The organism is Synechococcus sp. MU1642 (genome assembly GCF_020514115.1).
Lineage (GTDB): Bacteria > Cyanobacteriota > Cyanobacteriia > PCC-6307 > Cyanobiaceae > Parasynechococcus.
The window spans coordinates 39,051-53,237 of record NZ_VTKZ01000009.1 but is presented as its reverse complement, the minus strand read 5'-3'; the positions used below and the strand labels follow the sequence as shown (position 1 = coordinate 53,237).

The following is a 14,187-nucleotide window of genomic DNA, read 5'->3' as shown; positions in this document are numbered from 1 at the left end:
CGTCAGGCCTGAACATGCTGCGGGATGCCCATCGGCAAAGTGCTGATCGCCAACCGCGGCGAGATTGCCCTCAGGATCATTCGAAGCTGCCGCGAGCTCGGCATTGCCACCGTGGCGGTTTACAGCTCGGTGGATAAAGACGCTCTCCATGTGCAGCTCGCAGATGAAGCGGTCTGCGTCGGCGAAGCCTTGAGCAGTAAGAGCTACCTCAACATTCCCAACATCCTGGCGGCCGCAACCTCCCGCGGTGCTGACGCCATCCACCCCGGTTACGGCTTCTTGGCTGAGAACGACAAGTTCGCCGAGATGTGCCGTGATCACGGCCTCACCTTCGTTGGACCGTCCCCCCACGCGATTCGCTCGATGGGGGACAAGTCGACCGCGAAGTCGACCATGCAGTCGGTGGGGGTTCCGACGGTGCCCGGCAGTGCAGGTCTGCTCAGCAGCACAAAGCAGGCGGCCGCACTTGCCGAAGAGATGGGCTACCCCGTGATGATCAAGGCCACCGCCGGCGGCGGCGGTCGCGGCATGCGCCTTGTTCCAGACGCCAGTCAGCTGGAAAGCCTCTACAAAGCAGCCCAGGGTGAAGCGGAAGCCGCCTTCGGCAACCCCGGCCTATACATGGAAAAATTCATCGATCGGCCGCGCCACGTGGAAGTGCAGGTGTTGGCCGACCGCCACGGCAACGTGGTGCACCTTGGCGAGCGGGACTGCTCGATTCAGCGCCGTCACCAGAAACTGCTTGAAGAGGCCCCAAGCCCCGCCCTGGATCCCGAGTTGCGCCGCCGCATGGGCGAAGCCGCCGTAGCTGCTGCCCAGAGCATCAATTACGAAGGCGCCGGAACGGTGGAATTCCTACTGGACCGCAGCGGGGGGTTTTATTTCATGGAGATGAACACCCGGATCCAGGTGGAGCACCCTGTAACCGAAATGGTCACGGGTGTGGATCTGATCGCTGAGCAGTTGCGCATCGCCGGCGGCGAACCCATCAGCGTGCGTCAGGAGGAGATCCAACTCACCGGCCATGCGATCGAATGCCGGATCAATGCTGAGGATGCACGCCATAACTTCCGTCCCGCCCCCGGACGAATCACCGGATGGCTGCCCCCCGGAGGGCCGGGTGTGCGCGTCGATAGCCACGTTTATACCGGCTACGACATCCCACCCTTCTACGACTCCCTGATCGGCAAGCTGATCGTTTGGGGCAAGGATCGCGACCACGCCATGACCCGGATGAAGCGGGCCCTGAACGAATGTGCCGTCACTGGGATCCCAACAACAGTGGAATTCCACCTGGAGATGCTGGATCGGCCTGAGTTCATCAACGGCGATGTACACACCAAGTTTGTGGAGCAAGAGATGCTCCCCTGAGCTCAGGCAGCCGCCTGGGAGTTCATCAGGATCTGTGATAGCAGCCCCTGCTGACCGACTAATAACTCGCGCACGAGACTGATCAAGCCCACCCAAATCACCGGGGTGACATCGACCCCACCGATCGGGGCGACCACGCGGCGGCTGACGGCCAGCACCGGCTCCGTCGGCCAAGCCACCACAGGCCAAGCCCCCTGATTCAGGTCGACCTGGGGATACCAGGTGAGCACGATGCGCAGCAGGAATGTCAGGGTCCAGGCAGCCAAAAGCAGGCCGAGAAACAGATGGAGAACTGGCAGGGCCTGGAGCAGCAGCGGCGTCACAAAGCTCAAAGCAAATCGTCTCCTCATCGTAGAAAGACGGCATCGCTTCTTAAGATCGTCGCGGCTTTGATGCAGACGGCAGTAACCCCATGACCCCCTCCCTCTCCAACTTCCTGAGCAGCCTCCTTTGGGGAGGCGTGATCGTCGTGATTCCTGCCTCCATTGCCCTGTTCCTGCTAAGCCAGACCGACCAAGTCGATCGCAAGCTCTGATCTGCCCCTGGCGCCCCTCGTAGACTGACCCCTAAGCGGAAGCAGAGCTTTGGTTAACGCCAGTCTCAATTGGGCCAGCATCGTCGGCATCGTTCTGGCCGTCGGCGGCGCTCTGCTCTATTTCATGCGGTCGTTCAAGCCCGCCCTGGCCCGGGACTACGACGTGTTCTTTGCAGCCATCGGGCTGCTCTGCGGCGGCATCCTGTTCTTCCAGGGATGGCGCCTCGACCCGATTCTCCAGTTCGGCCAGTTCCTTTTGGCGGGAACCACCGTTTTCTTCGCCTATGAAAGCGTGCGCCTGCGCGGCGTCGCCACCGAGCAGGCTCGGCGCTCCGCCTATTTCGATGACGAACCGGCACCGGAACGAGGCGGAGGCCCAGGGGGTCTCCGAGGCGGTTGGGAAGAAGGCGGTTACGACCGTTTTGATGAACCCCAACCAGTGCGACGCCGCTTCTCCGGCCGCGACGATGACGCCGAAGACCGGCCCGAAGAAGAGTTCTACAGGCCGCGTCGCGCCAGCCGTGCCGCCATTCCTGAGGAAGCCGCCAGCCGTCGCTCCGCAGGACCTAATCAAGGCGATTCCGGCTGGGAGCAAAACGATGAACGCTCCCGCCGCATGGCTCGCTTCCGTGCCGGCGAAGCAAGGGATGAACGACGCCCCGACTTTGGCTCCAGAAGGACAGATCGAGACGAACAACGCCGCGGCAGCCGTCCGATTGGGCGCCCTGAGCGTCCTTCCGGCGAACCCGCTCCAACAGGAGCAGAAGATGCCGCCTTCGCCCCCAGCCGCATCTCAACGCCGAGCAGTGCGGTACCGAAACGGGGACGCCCCAGCTCCAATGCGAGTGCCGCGAGTGACTCCAAGCGATCCGCGGAACCGCCACTGGCCTCGAACCGGCCCAGCAGCAACCGCCAACCCCCCCGCAGCTCACGGCCCTCGTCCGGCAGACCACGGGACAACAGCTCCCGCTTCGACGACTGAGCCAGTTGCCTCGCCCGCTGCTGATCCTGCTGGCCAGTCTGATGCTGGCGGGCTGCAACGGTCGCAGTGAACGGGCCGGTGGTGCCTTACTCGCTACCAGTCAGCAAGCACCAGCCTTGAGTGGCAGTGGTGAGTGGCTGGCTGTCATCAGCGATCGCGGCGGCAGACCCACGGTGCAGCTGCGCCGTCTTAGCGACAGATCAGTTGTGTCTGTTCCTCAGCTGAGTCGACATCAGCCCCACAGCTCCCCCTCTTTGAGCTGGAACGGCCGCTACCTGGCAGCGATCACCCAGCGGGGGCGCCGCAGACTCGCTGTGGTGACCGACCGTCTAAACGGCCGGATGCATCCCCTGCCGCTCCCCGGGGGCCGAGACCCAGTGCAGCTCAGCCTGGCGCCGGATGGACAGCAAATCGCCCTCCAGGTGACGGATCAGGGCCGGTGGCGCGTGGAACTGCTGGATCTGAGTGATCTGCTCGAACCGGACCGTCCTCCGGGGCAGAGCCTCTCCACACCAGCGTTGTCGTCAGAGCCATGATCCGCATCGCTCTGCTTTTAAGCCTGATGCTGATGACCGGGTGCAGCAGCCCCAGGCCCACCCCCCGGCCCGACCTCAACGGCATGCTGCGTCAATCGGTGAACAGCCGGCGGGATCCATCTCTGGGGGGACGCTGGCTAGCCAGCCTGGGCCAACGCAATGGACGGGAGCGGGTCGAACTGATTGACCTACGCAGTCGCAACCCTGTGCCACTGCCGGGCCTCAACCGTGCGGATGCCCAACCGATCAGTGTCAGCGTCAGTGCCGATGGGCAACGTTTGGCTGTGGTCCAGCAGCGGGAAGACCGCACCGAACTGGTGCTCTACCGGCGCAACGTTGGGGCGACGCAACGGCTTCCCCTGGATCCACCGGGTGTGCCCCGCAGCGTCAGCCTGGACGGCTCAGGCCGGCGATTGGCGGTGCAGGTAAGCCGAAACGGCCGCTGGGATGTGGATCTGATCCGCCTGCCCTGATCACGGAAGCAGCCCCGCCCAGTGCAGGAACGTGTCGCCGCTGAGGACCTCGATCAGCAGCACAGCCACAAAACCCACCATGGCGAAGCGGCCATTCACCCGCTCGGCATAGCCACTCCAGCCAAAGGCCGGCACATCGTTGGTGGTGGCGGACGTCTCCGGAACGGACGTGGTGTCAGGGGTCTCGCTAGTGGAGGTCATCCGGCCGGTTCAGGAACGCCCGAAGTCATAGCTGGTCGCCGGGATCAGCCGCCAGTCTCGATCGCCGCTGAGCTCAAGAACAGTGTCATGGAAGTCCTTCAGGGTTGGCCGGTGACCCACGCTGATGAAGGCCACCTCCCGGTCTCGCAACAGGGAATACAGGCGGGATTCGGTCTCGACATCCAAGGCACTGGTGGCTTCATCCAGCACCACGACCTTGGGCGAATTGAGCAGCAGCCGCGCAAAGGCCAGCCGCTGCTGTTCACCCAAAGAGAGCAGCCGCGGCCAGTCCTGCTTGATGTCGAAGTCGGGATAACGCTGCAGCAATTTGCCCAGCATCACCTGATCCAAAACAGCCCGAAGCTGCTCATCGCTGAAACGGGCCTGATCGAGGGGATAACAAAGCTGTTCACGCAGGGATCCCAACGCCATGTAGGGCTTTTGGGGAATGAACAAAAGGTCTCCCTGCTCCGGGGAATAGACGGTGCCCGTCGGCGAGCCCCAAAGACCACTGACCACCCGCAGCAGTGAGGTTTTGCCACAGCCTGAGGGCCCCACCACCAACAGCCCCTCGGCGTTGTCCAGTGAAAAACTGAGGTCACGAACCAGCACGTTGTCTGTGCGCGGTGTTTTGACCGTCACCCCCTGAAGCGCCAGGTGTTCGGATGGCACAATCCGCGGCACGTAATCACTCCACTCCTCGCGATCCAGGTTGGAGATGTTCGATTGAAAACCTTCAAGCCGGTTGATCGATGCCGAAAAACGAGCCAAGGCTTCGATGTTGTAGATGATGAAAAACAACGATCCCTCAACCAGGTTGTAAGCAACGTTCGCCTGAGCGAAGCCGCCGTAATCCATTTCACCGGCAAGAATCGGTGCTGCAAGGATCAGATAAGGGATGAAATTGCTGGCGTAGATGCTTGAGCGCTGCAGCACCCGCAGCAGCACCTCCCAGACAATCAGCAGATTGAAGTTCTCAACGACGGTGGCCAGACGACGCGTCACCTCCTTGGCTTCCTGCTGCTCTCCGGCATAGAAGGCAATCGATTCGGCGTTGTCCCGCACCCGCACAAGGCCATAGCGGTAATCCGCTTCAAAACGCAGCTGGAAATTGTTCAACCGCACCAACTTGCGGCCAGCCACAATCATCAGAACGGACACCGCCGACGCATAGGCCAGAAGCGCGAAGGTGAGACCCTCACTCACCGAGTAGAGGATGAGGATGTTGAGGGAAAAGGTGAGGATCGAGTCAAAGATATTCAGCGCGAATCCCAGGGCCTGGGCCGTGAAATCACGAACATCCTCGGAAATGCGCTGATCAGGGTTATCAACATTGGTGGCCGCTTCATCATTGGGATTGAGCACGTAATAGGCCCTATCCCGCAGGTAGTCGTCCACCAGGCTCAGCGACAACCATTCCCGCCAGAACAGCCCCAGTTTCTGGGTGAAATAAAACTGCAGGCTGCGAATCGGCAGCGCGACCGCAAAACAGGCGCCATAGATCCAGAGGTTGCGATACGACGCATCGCCGTCTTTGGAGATCAGCGCATTGGTCAGATCCCTGGCGATGAATGTGATGCCGGCATTGATGCCGTTCACGCTCAACAGCATCAGAATGATCAGACCAAGAAACAGCCACGGCAGCCAGCGGCGATGCCTGAGTTGGCCCCGCACGGAAGCGAAGACCACAGCCCCCAGGACAAACAGGGCACTAATCCCCGCCCCCCATCCACGGGACCAGAGCATGGCCAGGGAGGACTGGACACCACCGAGGTACTGGCCGGTCAACTCAGGCAACAGCCACGACAGGCCGTTCATCAACCCGGTGACCAGGAACAGCACGATCCCGGCCACACAGAAGAGCAGGCTCACCAGCAGTCCTAAGAACTGCCACCCGTTGTCTTCTGTGTAAGGGAAAAAGTAGGGCTGCGAAAGCCGACGCAGCTTGGCGGCCTGATTGCGCAGGTTCTGAAGCTGGTGGGTCATGCCACTGCTGAACTGTGCTCAGTCTGGCTGTCGCCGCGCCGCTTCGCCGCTGACATCAACCGGGAGGCCATGCCAGAGGACGCCCACCGATCACGTGCACATGAAGGTGAAACACCGTCTGACCAGCACCAGCGCCGCTGTTGACCACCGTGCGGAAGTCATACAGCCCCTCCTGTTTGGCCACGCGCGCAGCCACCAGCAACAGATGGCCCAGCAAAGCCGCATCCTCAGCAGCAGCGGAACGCAGGCTCTCGATCGGCTTGCGGGGAATCACCAGCACATGCACCGGAGCTTGGGGGGCGACATCGCGAAAGGCCAGGCACTGCTCATCGCTGTAGGCCTCATCACACGGGATCTCGCCACGAAGAATCTTCCCGAAGATCGTGTCGTCTGCCATAGGCCTCGAAAAGGAAGGAACAGCGGGACCGGTGTGACAGCAGAGGCATGAATCTCCTGCGTCACCTTCCACAGAATGCTGGCACGTTGTCTCAGTGCATCCCTGCAAGGCCTGGAGGCCAGACCGGTGGTGGTGGATCTCGCCCCGGGTCTACCGGGCGTCCAGCTGGTGGGTCTGCCGGACAAAGCGATTCAGGAATCACGGGAGCGGGTCCGCTCCGCCCTGCGCAACAACGGCTTCCGCGGCCACCTGGTGCGCGTGGTGATCAACCTGGCACCTGCCGATCTGCGCAAGGGAGGTCCCTCATTTGATCTCCCCATCGCCCCGACCCTGTTGGTGGCCAGCGGGCAGCTCGCCCGCTCTCAGCTGGAGGGCCTCTGGTGCGCCGGAGAATTGGGACTCGACGGCAGCCTGAGGCCCTGTCGCGGGGTGATTGCCCTCGCCGCAAAGGCCCATCTGCAAAAGGCCCGGGCCCTGGTGGTTCCTCCTAAGAATGCCCATGAAGCCAGCCTGATTGAAGGGCTAGCGATCCGCACAGCGCCCAACCTGCGCGCGCTGGTTCAGCACCTCAAAGGGAAACAACCCTGATCCGGGATCGGCTGCAGCGCTGCGGCAAAGCGGAGCCAGCGAAACAACGGCACTCGACCTCTTGCAAGAGCTGATCAACCAGCACGGCCTGAGCACACGCAGCAGCCTTCAACTGTTGCGCGAGGCGCGCACCATTGCCGACCTCAACGATCGGACCAGCGTCGATCGAAACGCCCTGGCGGAAGCGAGTTGCTTCCGCTGCACAGATCTGGTCAGGCAGCCTGGATCTCAGTAATCGCGAGCTCGCTTATCAGGCGTGTCCCGGTAGGGCTGGGTGCCAATCGGTGGGGGCTGGAGATGGCGGTCATCGAACGACCCCAGCGCATGGGTCATCGCTTCACCGAACCAGTGGAACCATTGCACAACCGTTGTTTTCATCACAGCCTCCTGGGGTCTTCCTTCAGTGTGAAATCACTGACAAAGAAGAACAACAGGTGTTTACACCGGTTCTGCACTGGCTCAGTAGGACGGAGCAGTAGAACTCTCGCTCTGTTCAGTCTCAGCAGGCAACTTGTTTGGGCTGGAACCAGCCACTGGTGCGCTGTCCCGATAAACGTAGAGATGGCCCAGGCTCTTCTTGCCGTAGGCCCGTCGCTTCAAGGTCCAGCCCGGCTCAAGCTTGAGCTGAACAAAGCCGCTTGCGGCACCACCGGCCCGAGCCACGAGCATGGTCGGCTGGGAAGGATTCTTTGTCGGAGTGGCCAGCAAATCGATATCTCTACCGGTGTTCACCACGCTGAGCCGGTATCGGGTGCCGAGGTCATTACCACCGATGCGCAGGGAATAACCATTGCCATCGATGTAGCGGTTGCAGACCCCTGTGAAATCAAACTTGGACAACAAGGGATCCACCATGGCCGGTGATCCTGCGGCCACAGCGAAACAGGGACGTTTCGTGGTGCGCTGCTCGTAAATGTTCAGCTGCGAACGCTCGCCCTGACCGATCGGGGCCGACACCAAAACGAAATTGCCTAACTCCACGGGCACCGCCGTGAACAGCGAACCCTGGGCTAGGGCCACCGGTGCAGAGGTCGCTGCGAGAGCGAGGCCGGCAGCGGCCACGAGTCGAAAGCGTGCCATCACGTCCATGGAGGAACTGAGCGGATCGTAAAAGTGATGCCTAGATCGGTCCCCCCCGATCAGGCCGGTTTGTTCAGGCGAATGGCGAACAGAAGAGTCCCCACTGTTCCAGGGGCCGCAAGGGCCAAGATCCAACTGGTGGTTTTGACCCCGAGATCGGGATCGCCGTAGGCAAGTTCAAACACACAGCCGGTGCTGGCGATACCCAGAACACAGGCGAGGGCCAGGAAAACGCCGGCCAGGGGTTTCATCGGCATAACTCAGGCGACGCTCCGCACATCTTGGCGCTCGAAACCTTTCTCCTTGAGCTCCTTTTGCAGACCGTCTTCATCGGTGACGCGATCAACAAACAACACGCCATTGAGATGGTCCATCTCGTGCTGAATGCAGCGGGCCATCAGGCCATCGGCCTTCATCTTCCGGGGCCGACCCATCTCATCGCGGAAGCTCAGTTCAATGGCAGTAGGGCGTACGACATCGAGGTAAACCCCAGGGATGCTGAGACAGCCCTCTTCGTAGGTGTCGAGCCCAGCGCTCGCCGCCGTGATTTCCGGATTGATCAGCACCAGGGGCGGCGTGGCTGCATTTTCAAGATCGAGATCAATCACCAGCAGCTGCTGGTGGATCCCCACCTGAGGAGCCGCCAGGCCGATGCCCTTAGCGGTGTACATACTGCGCAGCATGTCGCGAGCCAGCTCCCTCACCTGCTCATTCACCTTGCCGATGCGGCGCGCGGATTGACGCAACACCTCATCGCCCAGGGTGTGAATCTCCAGCGGAGGTGTTTCGAGGGCCGTCTTGGGCAGCAGCATCGTGTCCCGTGACTTATCGGCCTGACGGGCCAACTCTGCAAAGCTTCCTGCCAAGACCAATGCCGCGTTGATTCAGCATGGTAATTGGCCTGAATCAGCCGTTATGGGAGCCGTTCCGTTATCCGCGCAACATGCCGTTGGCCGTTTGCCAGGACTCAAGGAACCGTCCCTGGTCAGTGGCCCCGATGCAACGCTGTGGCTGATCTGGCTGGAACAGCGCCCCCAGGAGCGCGGCCGCACCACAGCCTTGATCCGCCGTTTCGGCGATTCCGAGGCAACGCCCCAGGAGCTGACGCCGGCCCCCTGCAATCTGCGCAGTCGCGTGCATGACTACGGCGGCGGCGTGGTCGCCACCGCTGTGGAGCAGGACAGGTTGATCCTGACCTGGATCGAGCAGGGCTGTCTCTGGTGTCAGGACTGGCACCTGCCGCAGACCAGCACAGATCACCCCACACCCCAGGCAGCAGCCCAACGGCTCAGCCTGGAGGGCGACTGGGAGCTTGCGGATGGCGTCCTCGATCTGCCGAGACAGCGCTGGATCGGAATCCGTGAAATCAACGGCCATGACGAGCTGGTGATGCTCAAGCTGAACGCAACGGATCAGACGCCGCTTCTACTGCACCAACCGACGGACTTTGCCGGCTATGGCTGCTTGAGCCCCGATGGCCAGCGGTTCGCCTGGGTGGAGTGGCAGCAACCCGCCATGCCCTGGGACAGCAGCAGTCTCTGGTGCGCGGAGTTCAGCGACACGGGCGGGCTGCTCAGGTCCCGTCAGCTGGCCGGAGGTGACGGCGTCTCGGTGTTTCAACCCCAATGGCTGCCCGACGGGCAGTTGCTTGTGGCGGAGGACAGCACGGGTTGGTGGAACCTGATGCTCCAGCCCAGCGCCGACGCCGCTTGGGAGAGGCCCTGGCCAATGGCTGCCGAAACTGCCATGCCCCAGTGGATCTATGGGATGAGCACCACGGCCTGGGATGGCGAAAGGCTGATCGCTGCCGTCTGCAGCCGCGGGGCCTGGTCGTTGCAACGGCTCGGTCTGGATGGAACGGTGCAGCCGTTGTCGCAACCGTTTGATGACCTCGCGGGATTGAGCGCCTGCCACGGTCGCGCCGTGGCCGTGGCCAGCAACAGCACCAGCGTGGCCGGTCTGCTGGAACTCGACCTGCGACCGGCCACCCCGCTCTGGAGCCACAGCCCCGCCATCGAGGCACCATTGCCGGTTGAGGCGATCAGCGTGGCCGAACCGCTGTGGTTCAACGGACATCAAGGGGAACGCACCCATGCCTGGTACTACCCCCCCAGCGGCAACCAAACAGGGGCCGCCCCACTGCTGGTGAAAAGCCACAGCGGACCAACGGCCATGGCCCGCCGCGGCCTCAGCCTGGCAATTCAGTACTGGACCTCCCGGGGCTGGGGCGTCGTGGACGTGAATTACGGCGGCTCAACGGGATTCGGCCGGGACTATCGGGAGCGCCTAAACGGGTGCTGGGGCGTGGTGGATGTGGCCGACTGCGCCGCCGCAGCCCAGGCCCTGATCGAGGCCGGTCGCGCCAATCCCGGCAAGATCGCCATCGAAGGCGGCAGTGCCGGCGGCTTCACCTCCCTGGCGGCCCTCTGTTTCACCAAAGTGTTCCGGGCCGGAGCCTGCCGCTATGCGGTCTGTGATCTCACCGCCATGGCTGAAGACACGCACCGATTTGAAGCGCGCTATGTGGATGGCCTGGTGGGGGAATGGCCCGCGGCGCGTTCTTTGTATGAGCAACGGTCGCCACTGCTTCATGCCGATCAAATCCGCTGTCCGGTGCTGTTCTTCCAGGGTTTACAGGACAAGGTGGTACCTCCGGAACAAACCCAGCGCATGGCCGAGGCCCTGCGAAGCAATGGCATCCCGGTGGAAGTTCGGTTGTTCAACGACGAAGGCCACGGCTTCCGCAACCAGGCCACCCAGATCGAAGTACTTGAGGAGACCGAGGCCTTTTTCCGACGTGAATTGGGCCTGGCGGAACAGCCGACTTAAACACTAACAAGAATGCTCAAATCACGACAGGTCGAGACAAATAAACAACAGAATTCAAACTCCCAATAGGATTAAAAGACATTTATATTCAGACCATCTTTCGGCGCTGGCACAGAGAATTTGTTGAGTTCTTTTGCACCAAGGGAAACGCTCTGAGCGTCGCCATTGCATTCATCGTGGGGCAGCAATTCACAAGAATCATTGACTCCATCACCAAAGACGTCCCTACGCCACTGCTCAACCCATTGGTATCGAGCGGAAGCTTCAAGGAAATCAAAATTGCTTACTTCTGCGGCGCCATTGAAGTTGGCAACTTGATTGACACGGTGTTTGAAGCGTTATTGGTGGCCTGGATTCTCTTCCTCATCGTCAAAGCGATGAAACGCATGGAACGACAAACCCCGGCCGACAGCAACGAGGGCTGAACTGCCACACGGTTACAACCCACACAACCCTGTTCAGCAGTTGTGATGGGTTGAGCGAGCATCCAGCAGGAATGTTCAACCTGTGCCTCACGGAACCCATCGAACATCGGCAAGCCTGACAAGGTGACTGCTGTTTCGAAAAAACTGATGCGGATCCTGCGTTATCGCGGTAACAGCTATGCCAGCCCTGAACCGATCAACGCGGCTCCCCGTCCCGGCGCACGCTCTTACCGCTGGGTGAAGTACGCCATCGAGACCAACAAGGTTGTCCCCCTGCGCCAACGCGAATCATCAGCAAGCAACGATCAGCTGGCGGCCTGAGCCAGCTCAGCTGTGTTCGCGCAGGAAGGAGACGGTGGAGGCAAGCTCCTCGCTGAAACGATCAATCTCCTCAAAGGTGCTGGTGAAGCTCAAGCTGGCCCGCGCTGAAGCCGTCACGTCGTAGAGACGGTGCAAGGGCTGACAGCAATGGTGACCACTGCGGATGCATATCCCGGAGGCATCGATCAGAGCGGCAATGTCGTTGGCATGCACCCCATCCACCAGGAATGTGGCCAGGGCGCCGCGCTCGGGCTGCTGATCCGGCGTAGGGCCCAAGATCCGCACACCATCAATGGCCTCCAGCCGGTTAAACAAATGCCGGGTGAGCTGGGCCTCCCAGGCCTGAATCGCCTCCAGACCAACCGACTGCAAATAACGAATCGCGGCCCCCATGCCCACCGCTTCACCAATAGCAGGGGTACCCGCTTCGAACTTGTGGGGCAACACCGCCCAGGTGCTGTGGTCGAGGTAAACGTCTTGGATCATCTCCCCGCCGCCCAGGAAAGGAGGCATTGCATCTAGGAGAGACTCCCGCGCCCAAAGGAAACCCATACCGGTGGGGCCGCAAAGCTTGTGGGAGGAACCCACCAAAAAATCAGCATCGAGAACCGCCACATCAATCGGCTTGTGGGCCAGGCTCTGGCAGGCATCCACGAGCACACAGGCACCCACGGCATGGGCTGCGGGGATCACCTGATCAAGGGGGTTGGAGCAACCCAGGGAATTACTGATGTGCACCAGGCTCACCAGCCGAGTGCGCTCGTTGAGCTGAGCCCGGAAATCCTCGAGATCCAGCTCACCGGATTCAGTGATGCCAACGTGGCGCAACACGCAGCCGGTGCGCTGAGCCAGCAGTTGCCAGGGCACCAGGTTGCTGTGGTGCTCCATCACCGTGAGGAGAATTTCGTCCCCTTCCTTTAAGTAAGAGTCACCCCAGGTGCGTGCCACCAGATTGATCGCTTCGCTGGCATTGCGGGTGAAGACAATCTCGCGGGCACTGGCGGCACCCACGAATGCCGCAGTCGTGCTGCGGGCGGCTTCGAAGGCATCGGTGGCGCGTGCACTCAGCTGGTGAGCACCGCGATGCACGTTGGCGTTGTCGCAGCTGTAGTACATCTGCAGCGCCTCGAGCACCTGGCTGGGCTTCTGGCTGGTGGCAGCGTGATCGAGATAAATCAGCGGTCGGCCGTCAGGAGCACGCTGCTCAAGAATCGGGAAATCGGCACGATATCGAGACGATAAATCTACAAAATCAGCACTAGATCGTGCTTCGGCGGCGATCGTCATGAGGCGAGACTCTCCATCACACGCTCCAAAGGACGCCAAACCTGCGCCGCAGCAGGAAGCTGGGCGATCACCTCCTGGCAGGCCCCTCGCAGCAGCAACGCCGTTGCCTCCGCCGCAGCGATGCCCCGGCTCTGGAGATAGAACAGCTCATCGTCCTGAAGCTGCGACACGGTGGCGCCGTGGGCGCAGCGCACATCGTCCGCCACGATCTCCAGCTCGGGCTTGGTGTCCACCCGGGCCCGATCAGACAGCAGCAGGTTGCGGCTTAACTGGGCCGCGTTGGTGCGCTGGGCATCGCGAGGAACATTGATGGCGCCGTTAAAAATCGCGTGGGAGCGGCCGCCGGCCAGGCATTTCTGCAACTGATCCAACTCCCCCTCAGGCCCGTCGAAGCGCACCGCGGTGTGGGTGGCCAACTGCTGATCGGCGCCAGTCACGGCCAGACCTTTGAGCACGGTCTGCGCCTGGCCATCCACTTGCACAACCCGAGGCTCAAGCCGTCCCAGGTTCCATCCCTGAACCACCGAGGTGAGGGAATAGGAGCTGCGGGGCTCCTGCTCGACAGCCAAATGGGCCATCAGCGATGACGCGCCATCCGCCGTTGCCAGCACGCCATGGCGCAGTTGGGCCTCCTGCCCCAGATGCACTTCCAACAAATGACTGTGAGCCGACGCCCCCTCCGCCAACAACACCTGCATCAGCTCCAGCTCTGCCTTTTCCTCGACAAGCAGCAAAACCCGCGTGGCGTTCAACCCGGCACCGGCCGCCAGGACCAGCTCCAACGGTCCGACCCTTCCACGCACCCTGAGGGCCAGGATTTGCTGGGCCTTAGCGTGATTGAACTCCACGGGCCAGACCTGGGCACAACCGCAGCGGTCCAGGGTATGGCCGAGGGCCTGCTCCAGCTCTTCGGCATTCAGCGCCGTGATTCCCTCCGGAAGAACCTGCCCAGCCAAGGGATCGTCAAACCCATTAATCACCATTCGGGTCACCCCTTTCAGGCTGGCCGGCAGGGAAGTCGGCAGCGGCGAGGAACTGGCCGGCAATGCCGATACGGCCTCAAGCCGTTTGAGGTCGGTCAGACGCCAGGGCTCCTGGCGGCGGTTGGGCAAACCAAGCTGTTCCAGGGCGGCTCGACCACGCTCCTGCACTGGCGCCAGCACACTGCTCGCCATG

Annotated in this window: 19 protein-coding genes and 1 pseudogene; 10 read left to right on the top strand and 10 right to left on the bottom strand. The window is 61.7% G+C overall.

Annotation, left to right across the window (positions count from 1 at the left end; genetic code table 11):
- The first annotated feature begins 24 nt into the window (after positions 1-24).
- The gene (gene accC / locus FZZ85_RS09530) at positions 25-1,371 is read left to right on the top strand and encodes an acetyl-CoA carboxylase biotin carboxylase subunit (protein WP_226414510.1); all 1,347 of its coding nucleotides are present in this window, start codon (positions 25-27) and stop codon (positions 1,369-1,371) included.
- Between the two features lie 2 nt (positions 1,372-1,373).
- On the opposite strand, the gene FZZ85_RS09525 is transcribed toward accC, so the two are convergent.
- Positions 1,374-1,694 (bottom strand): YggT family protein, encoded by a 321-nt coding sequence (locus FZZ85_RS09525; RefSeq protein WP_226414507.1) that lies wholly within the window; start codon positions 1,692-1,694, stop codon positions 1,374-1,376.
- Between the two features lie 89 nt (positions 1,695-1,783).
- On the opposite strand from FZZ85_RS09525, the gene psbX reads away from it, so the two are divergent.
- The 4 genes from psbX to FZZ85_RS09505 are packed head-to-tail and all read left to right on the top strand — an operon-like array spanning position 1,784 to position 3,897.
- A complete protein-coding gene (gene psbX / locus FZZ85_RS09520) occupies positions 1,784-1,906 on the top strand; it encodes a photosystem II reaction center X protein (protein ID WP_006851281.1) in 123 nt (40 codons plus the stop codon).
- 49 nt (positions 1,907-1,955) lie between these two features.
- Complete coding sequence (locus FZZ85_RS09515) at positions 1,956-2,888, top strand: Ycf66 family protein (protein WP_226414505.1); 933 nt, start codon at positions 1,956-1,958, stop codon at positions 2,886-2,888.
- 5 nt (positions 2,889-2,893) lie between these two features.
- Entirely contained in the window at positions 2,894-3,424 is a 531-nt protein-coding gene (locus FZZ85_RS09510; RefSeq protein WP_226414503.1) for a hypothetical protein, read from the top strand.
- The gene (locus tag FZZ85_RS09505) at positions 3,421-3,897 is read left to right on the top strand and encodes a hypothetical protein (RefSeq protein WP_226414501.1); all 477 of its coding nucleotides are present in this window, start codon (positions 3,421-3,423) and stop codon (positions 3,895-3,897) included. The genes FZZ85_RS09510 and FZZ85_RS09505 overlap by 4 nt, the downstream gene beginning before the upstream one ends.
- Here FZZ85_RS09505 and FZZ85_RS09500 read toward each other — a convergent pair whose 3' ends face one another.
- Genes FZZ85_RS09500 through FZZ85_RS09490 form a run of 3 tightly spaced genes read right to left on the bottom strand, consistent with a single transcriptional unit; the run spans position 3,898 to position 6,481 of the window.
- Positions 3,898-4,098 carry a chlorophyll a/b-binding protein gene (locus FZZ85_RS09500; RefSeq protein WP_114988677.1) on the bottom strand — a complete coding sequence of 67 codons (201 nt, stop codon included), beginning with the start codon at positions 4,096-4,098 and terminating at the stop codon, positions 3,898-3,900.
- Between the two features lie 9 nt (positions 4,099-4,107).
- A complete protein-coding gene (locus FZZ85_RS09495; protein ID WP_226414499.1) occupies positions 4,108-6,084 on the bottom strand; it encodes an ABC transporter ATP-binding protein/permease in 1,977 nt (658 codons plus the stop codon).
- Between the two features lie 55 nt (positions 6,085-6,139).
- Positions 6,140-6,481, bottom strand: coding sequence for a histidine triad nucleotide-binding protein (locus FZZ85_RS09490; protein WP_226414497.1), 342 nt, complete (start codon positions 6,479-6,481; stop codon positions 6,140-6,142).
- Positions 6,482-6,556: 75 nt separating this feature from the next.
- Between FZZ85_RS09490 and FZZ85_RS09485 the strand changes: the two are divergent.
- Positions 6,557-7,066: pseudogene (locus tag FZZ85_RS09485) on the top strand (magnesium chelatase domain-containing protein); the annotation flags it as partial.
- A gap of 22 nt (positions 7,067-7,088) precedes the next feature.
- Positions 7,089-7,304: a hypothetical protein gene (locus tag FZZ85_RS09480; RefSeq protein ID WP_226414553.1), complete on the top strand. Its 216-nt coding sequence runs from the start codon at positions 7,089-7,091 to the stop codon at positions 7,302-7,304.
- Here FZZ85_RS09480 and FZZ85_RS09475 read toward each other — a convergent pair.
- The 4 genes from FZZ85_RS09475 to def form a co-directional block, all read right to left on the bottom strand.
- Complete coding sequence (locus tag FZZ85_RS09475) at positions 7,298-7,447, bottom strand: hypothetical protein (RefSeq protein ID WP_226402759.1); 150 nt, start codon at positions 7,445-7,447, stop codon at positions 7,298-7,300. The two genes, FZZ85_RS09480 and FZZ85_RS09475, sit on opposite strands and share 7 nt — an antisense overlap.
- Positions 7,448-7,528: 81 nt before the next feature.
- Positions 7,529-8,158 (bottom strand): DUF3747 domain-containing protein, encoded by a 630-nt coding sequence (locus tag FZZ85_RS09470; RefSeq protein ID WP_226414495.1) that lies wholly within the window; start codon positions 8,156-8,158, stop codon positions 7,529-7,531.
- Between the two features lie 50 nt (positions 8,159-8,208).
- Entirely contained in the window at positions 8,209-8,406 is a 198-nt protein-coding gene (locus FZZ85_RS09465; protein ID WP_006850702.1) for a hypothetical protein, read from the bottom strand.
- Positions 8,407-8,409: 3 nt separating this feature from the next.
- Positions 8,410-9,015, bottom strand: coding sequence for a peptide deformylase (gene def / locus FZZ85_RS09460; protein WP_226402755.1), 606 nt, complete (start codon positions 9,013-9,015; stop codon positions 8,410-8,412).
- Positions 9,016-9,064: 49 nt separating this feature from the next.
- On the opposite strand from def, the gene FZZ85_RS09455 reads away from it, so the two are divergent.
- From FZZ85_RS09455 to FZZ85_RS09445, 3 genes are all read left to right on the top strand, one after another.
- On the top strand, positions 9,065-10,978 hold the full coding sequence (locus FZZ85_RS09455; RefSeq protein WP_226414493.1) for a prolyl oligopeptidase family serine peptidase: 1,914 nt from the start codon (positions 9,065-9,067) through the stop codon (positions 10,976-10,978).
- A 65-nt stretch (positions 10,979-11,043) separates the two neighbouring features.
- The gene (locus tag FZZ85_RS09450) at positions 11,044-11,403 is read left to right on the top strand and encodes an MscL family protein (protein ID WP_370631176.1); all 360 of its coding nucleotides are present in this window, start codon (positions 11,044-11,046) and stop codon (positions 11,401-11,403) included.
- A 123-nt stretch (positions 11,404-11,526) separates the two neighbouring features.
- A complete protein-coding gene (locus tag FZZ85_RS09445) occupies positions 11,527-11,724 on the top strand; it encodes a hypothetical protein (protein ID WP_226414491.1) in 198 nt (65 codons plus the stop codon).
- A gap of 6 nt (positions 11,725-11,730) precedes the next feature.
- On the opposite strand, the gene FZZ85_RS09440 is transcribed toward FZZ85_RS09445, so the two are convergent.
- Both FZZ85_RS09440 and sufD read right to left on the bottom strand, forming a co-directional pair.
- Positions 11,731-13,011 carry a SufS family cysteine desulfurase gene (locus FZZ85_RS09440; protein WP_226414489.1) on the bottom strand — a complete coding sequence of 427 codons (1,281 nt, stop codon included), beginning with the start codon at positions 13,009-13,011 and terminating at the stop codon, positions 11,731-11,733.
- Complete coding sequence (sufD, locus tag FZZ85_RS09435) at positions 13,008-14,186, bottom strand: Fe-S cluster assembly protein SufD (RefSeq protein ID WP_226414487.1); 1,179 nt, start codon at positions 14,184-14,186, stop codon at positions 13,008-13,010. Before sufD ends, FZZ85_RS09440 begins: the two co-directional genes overlap by 4 nt.
- Between the last annotated feature and the right edge of the window lies 1 nt (position 14,187).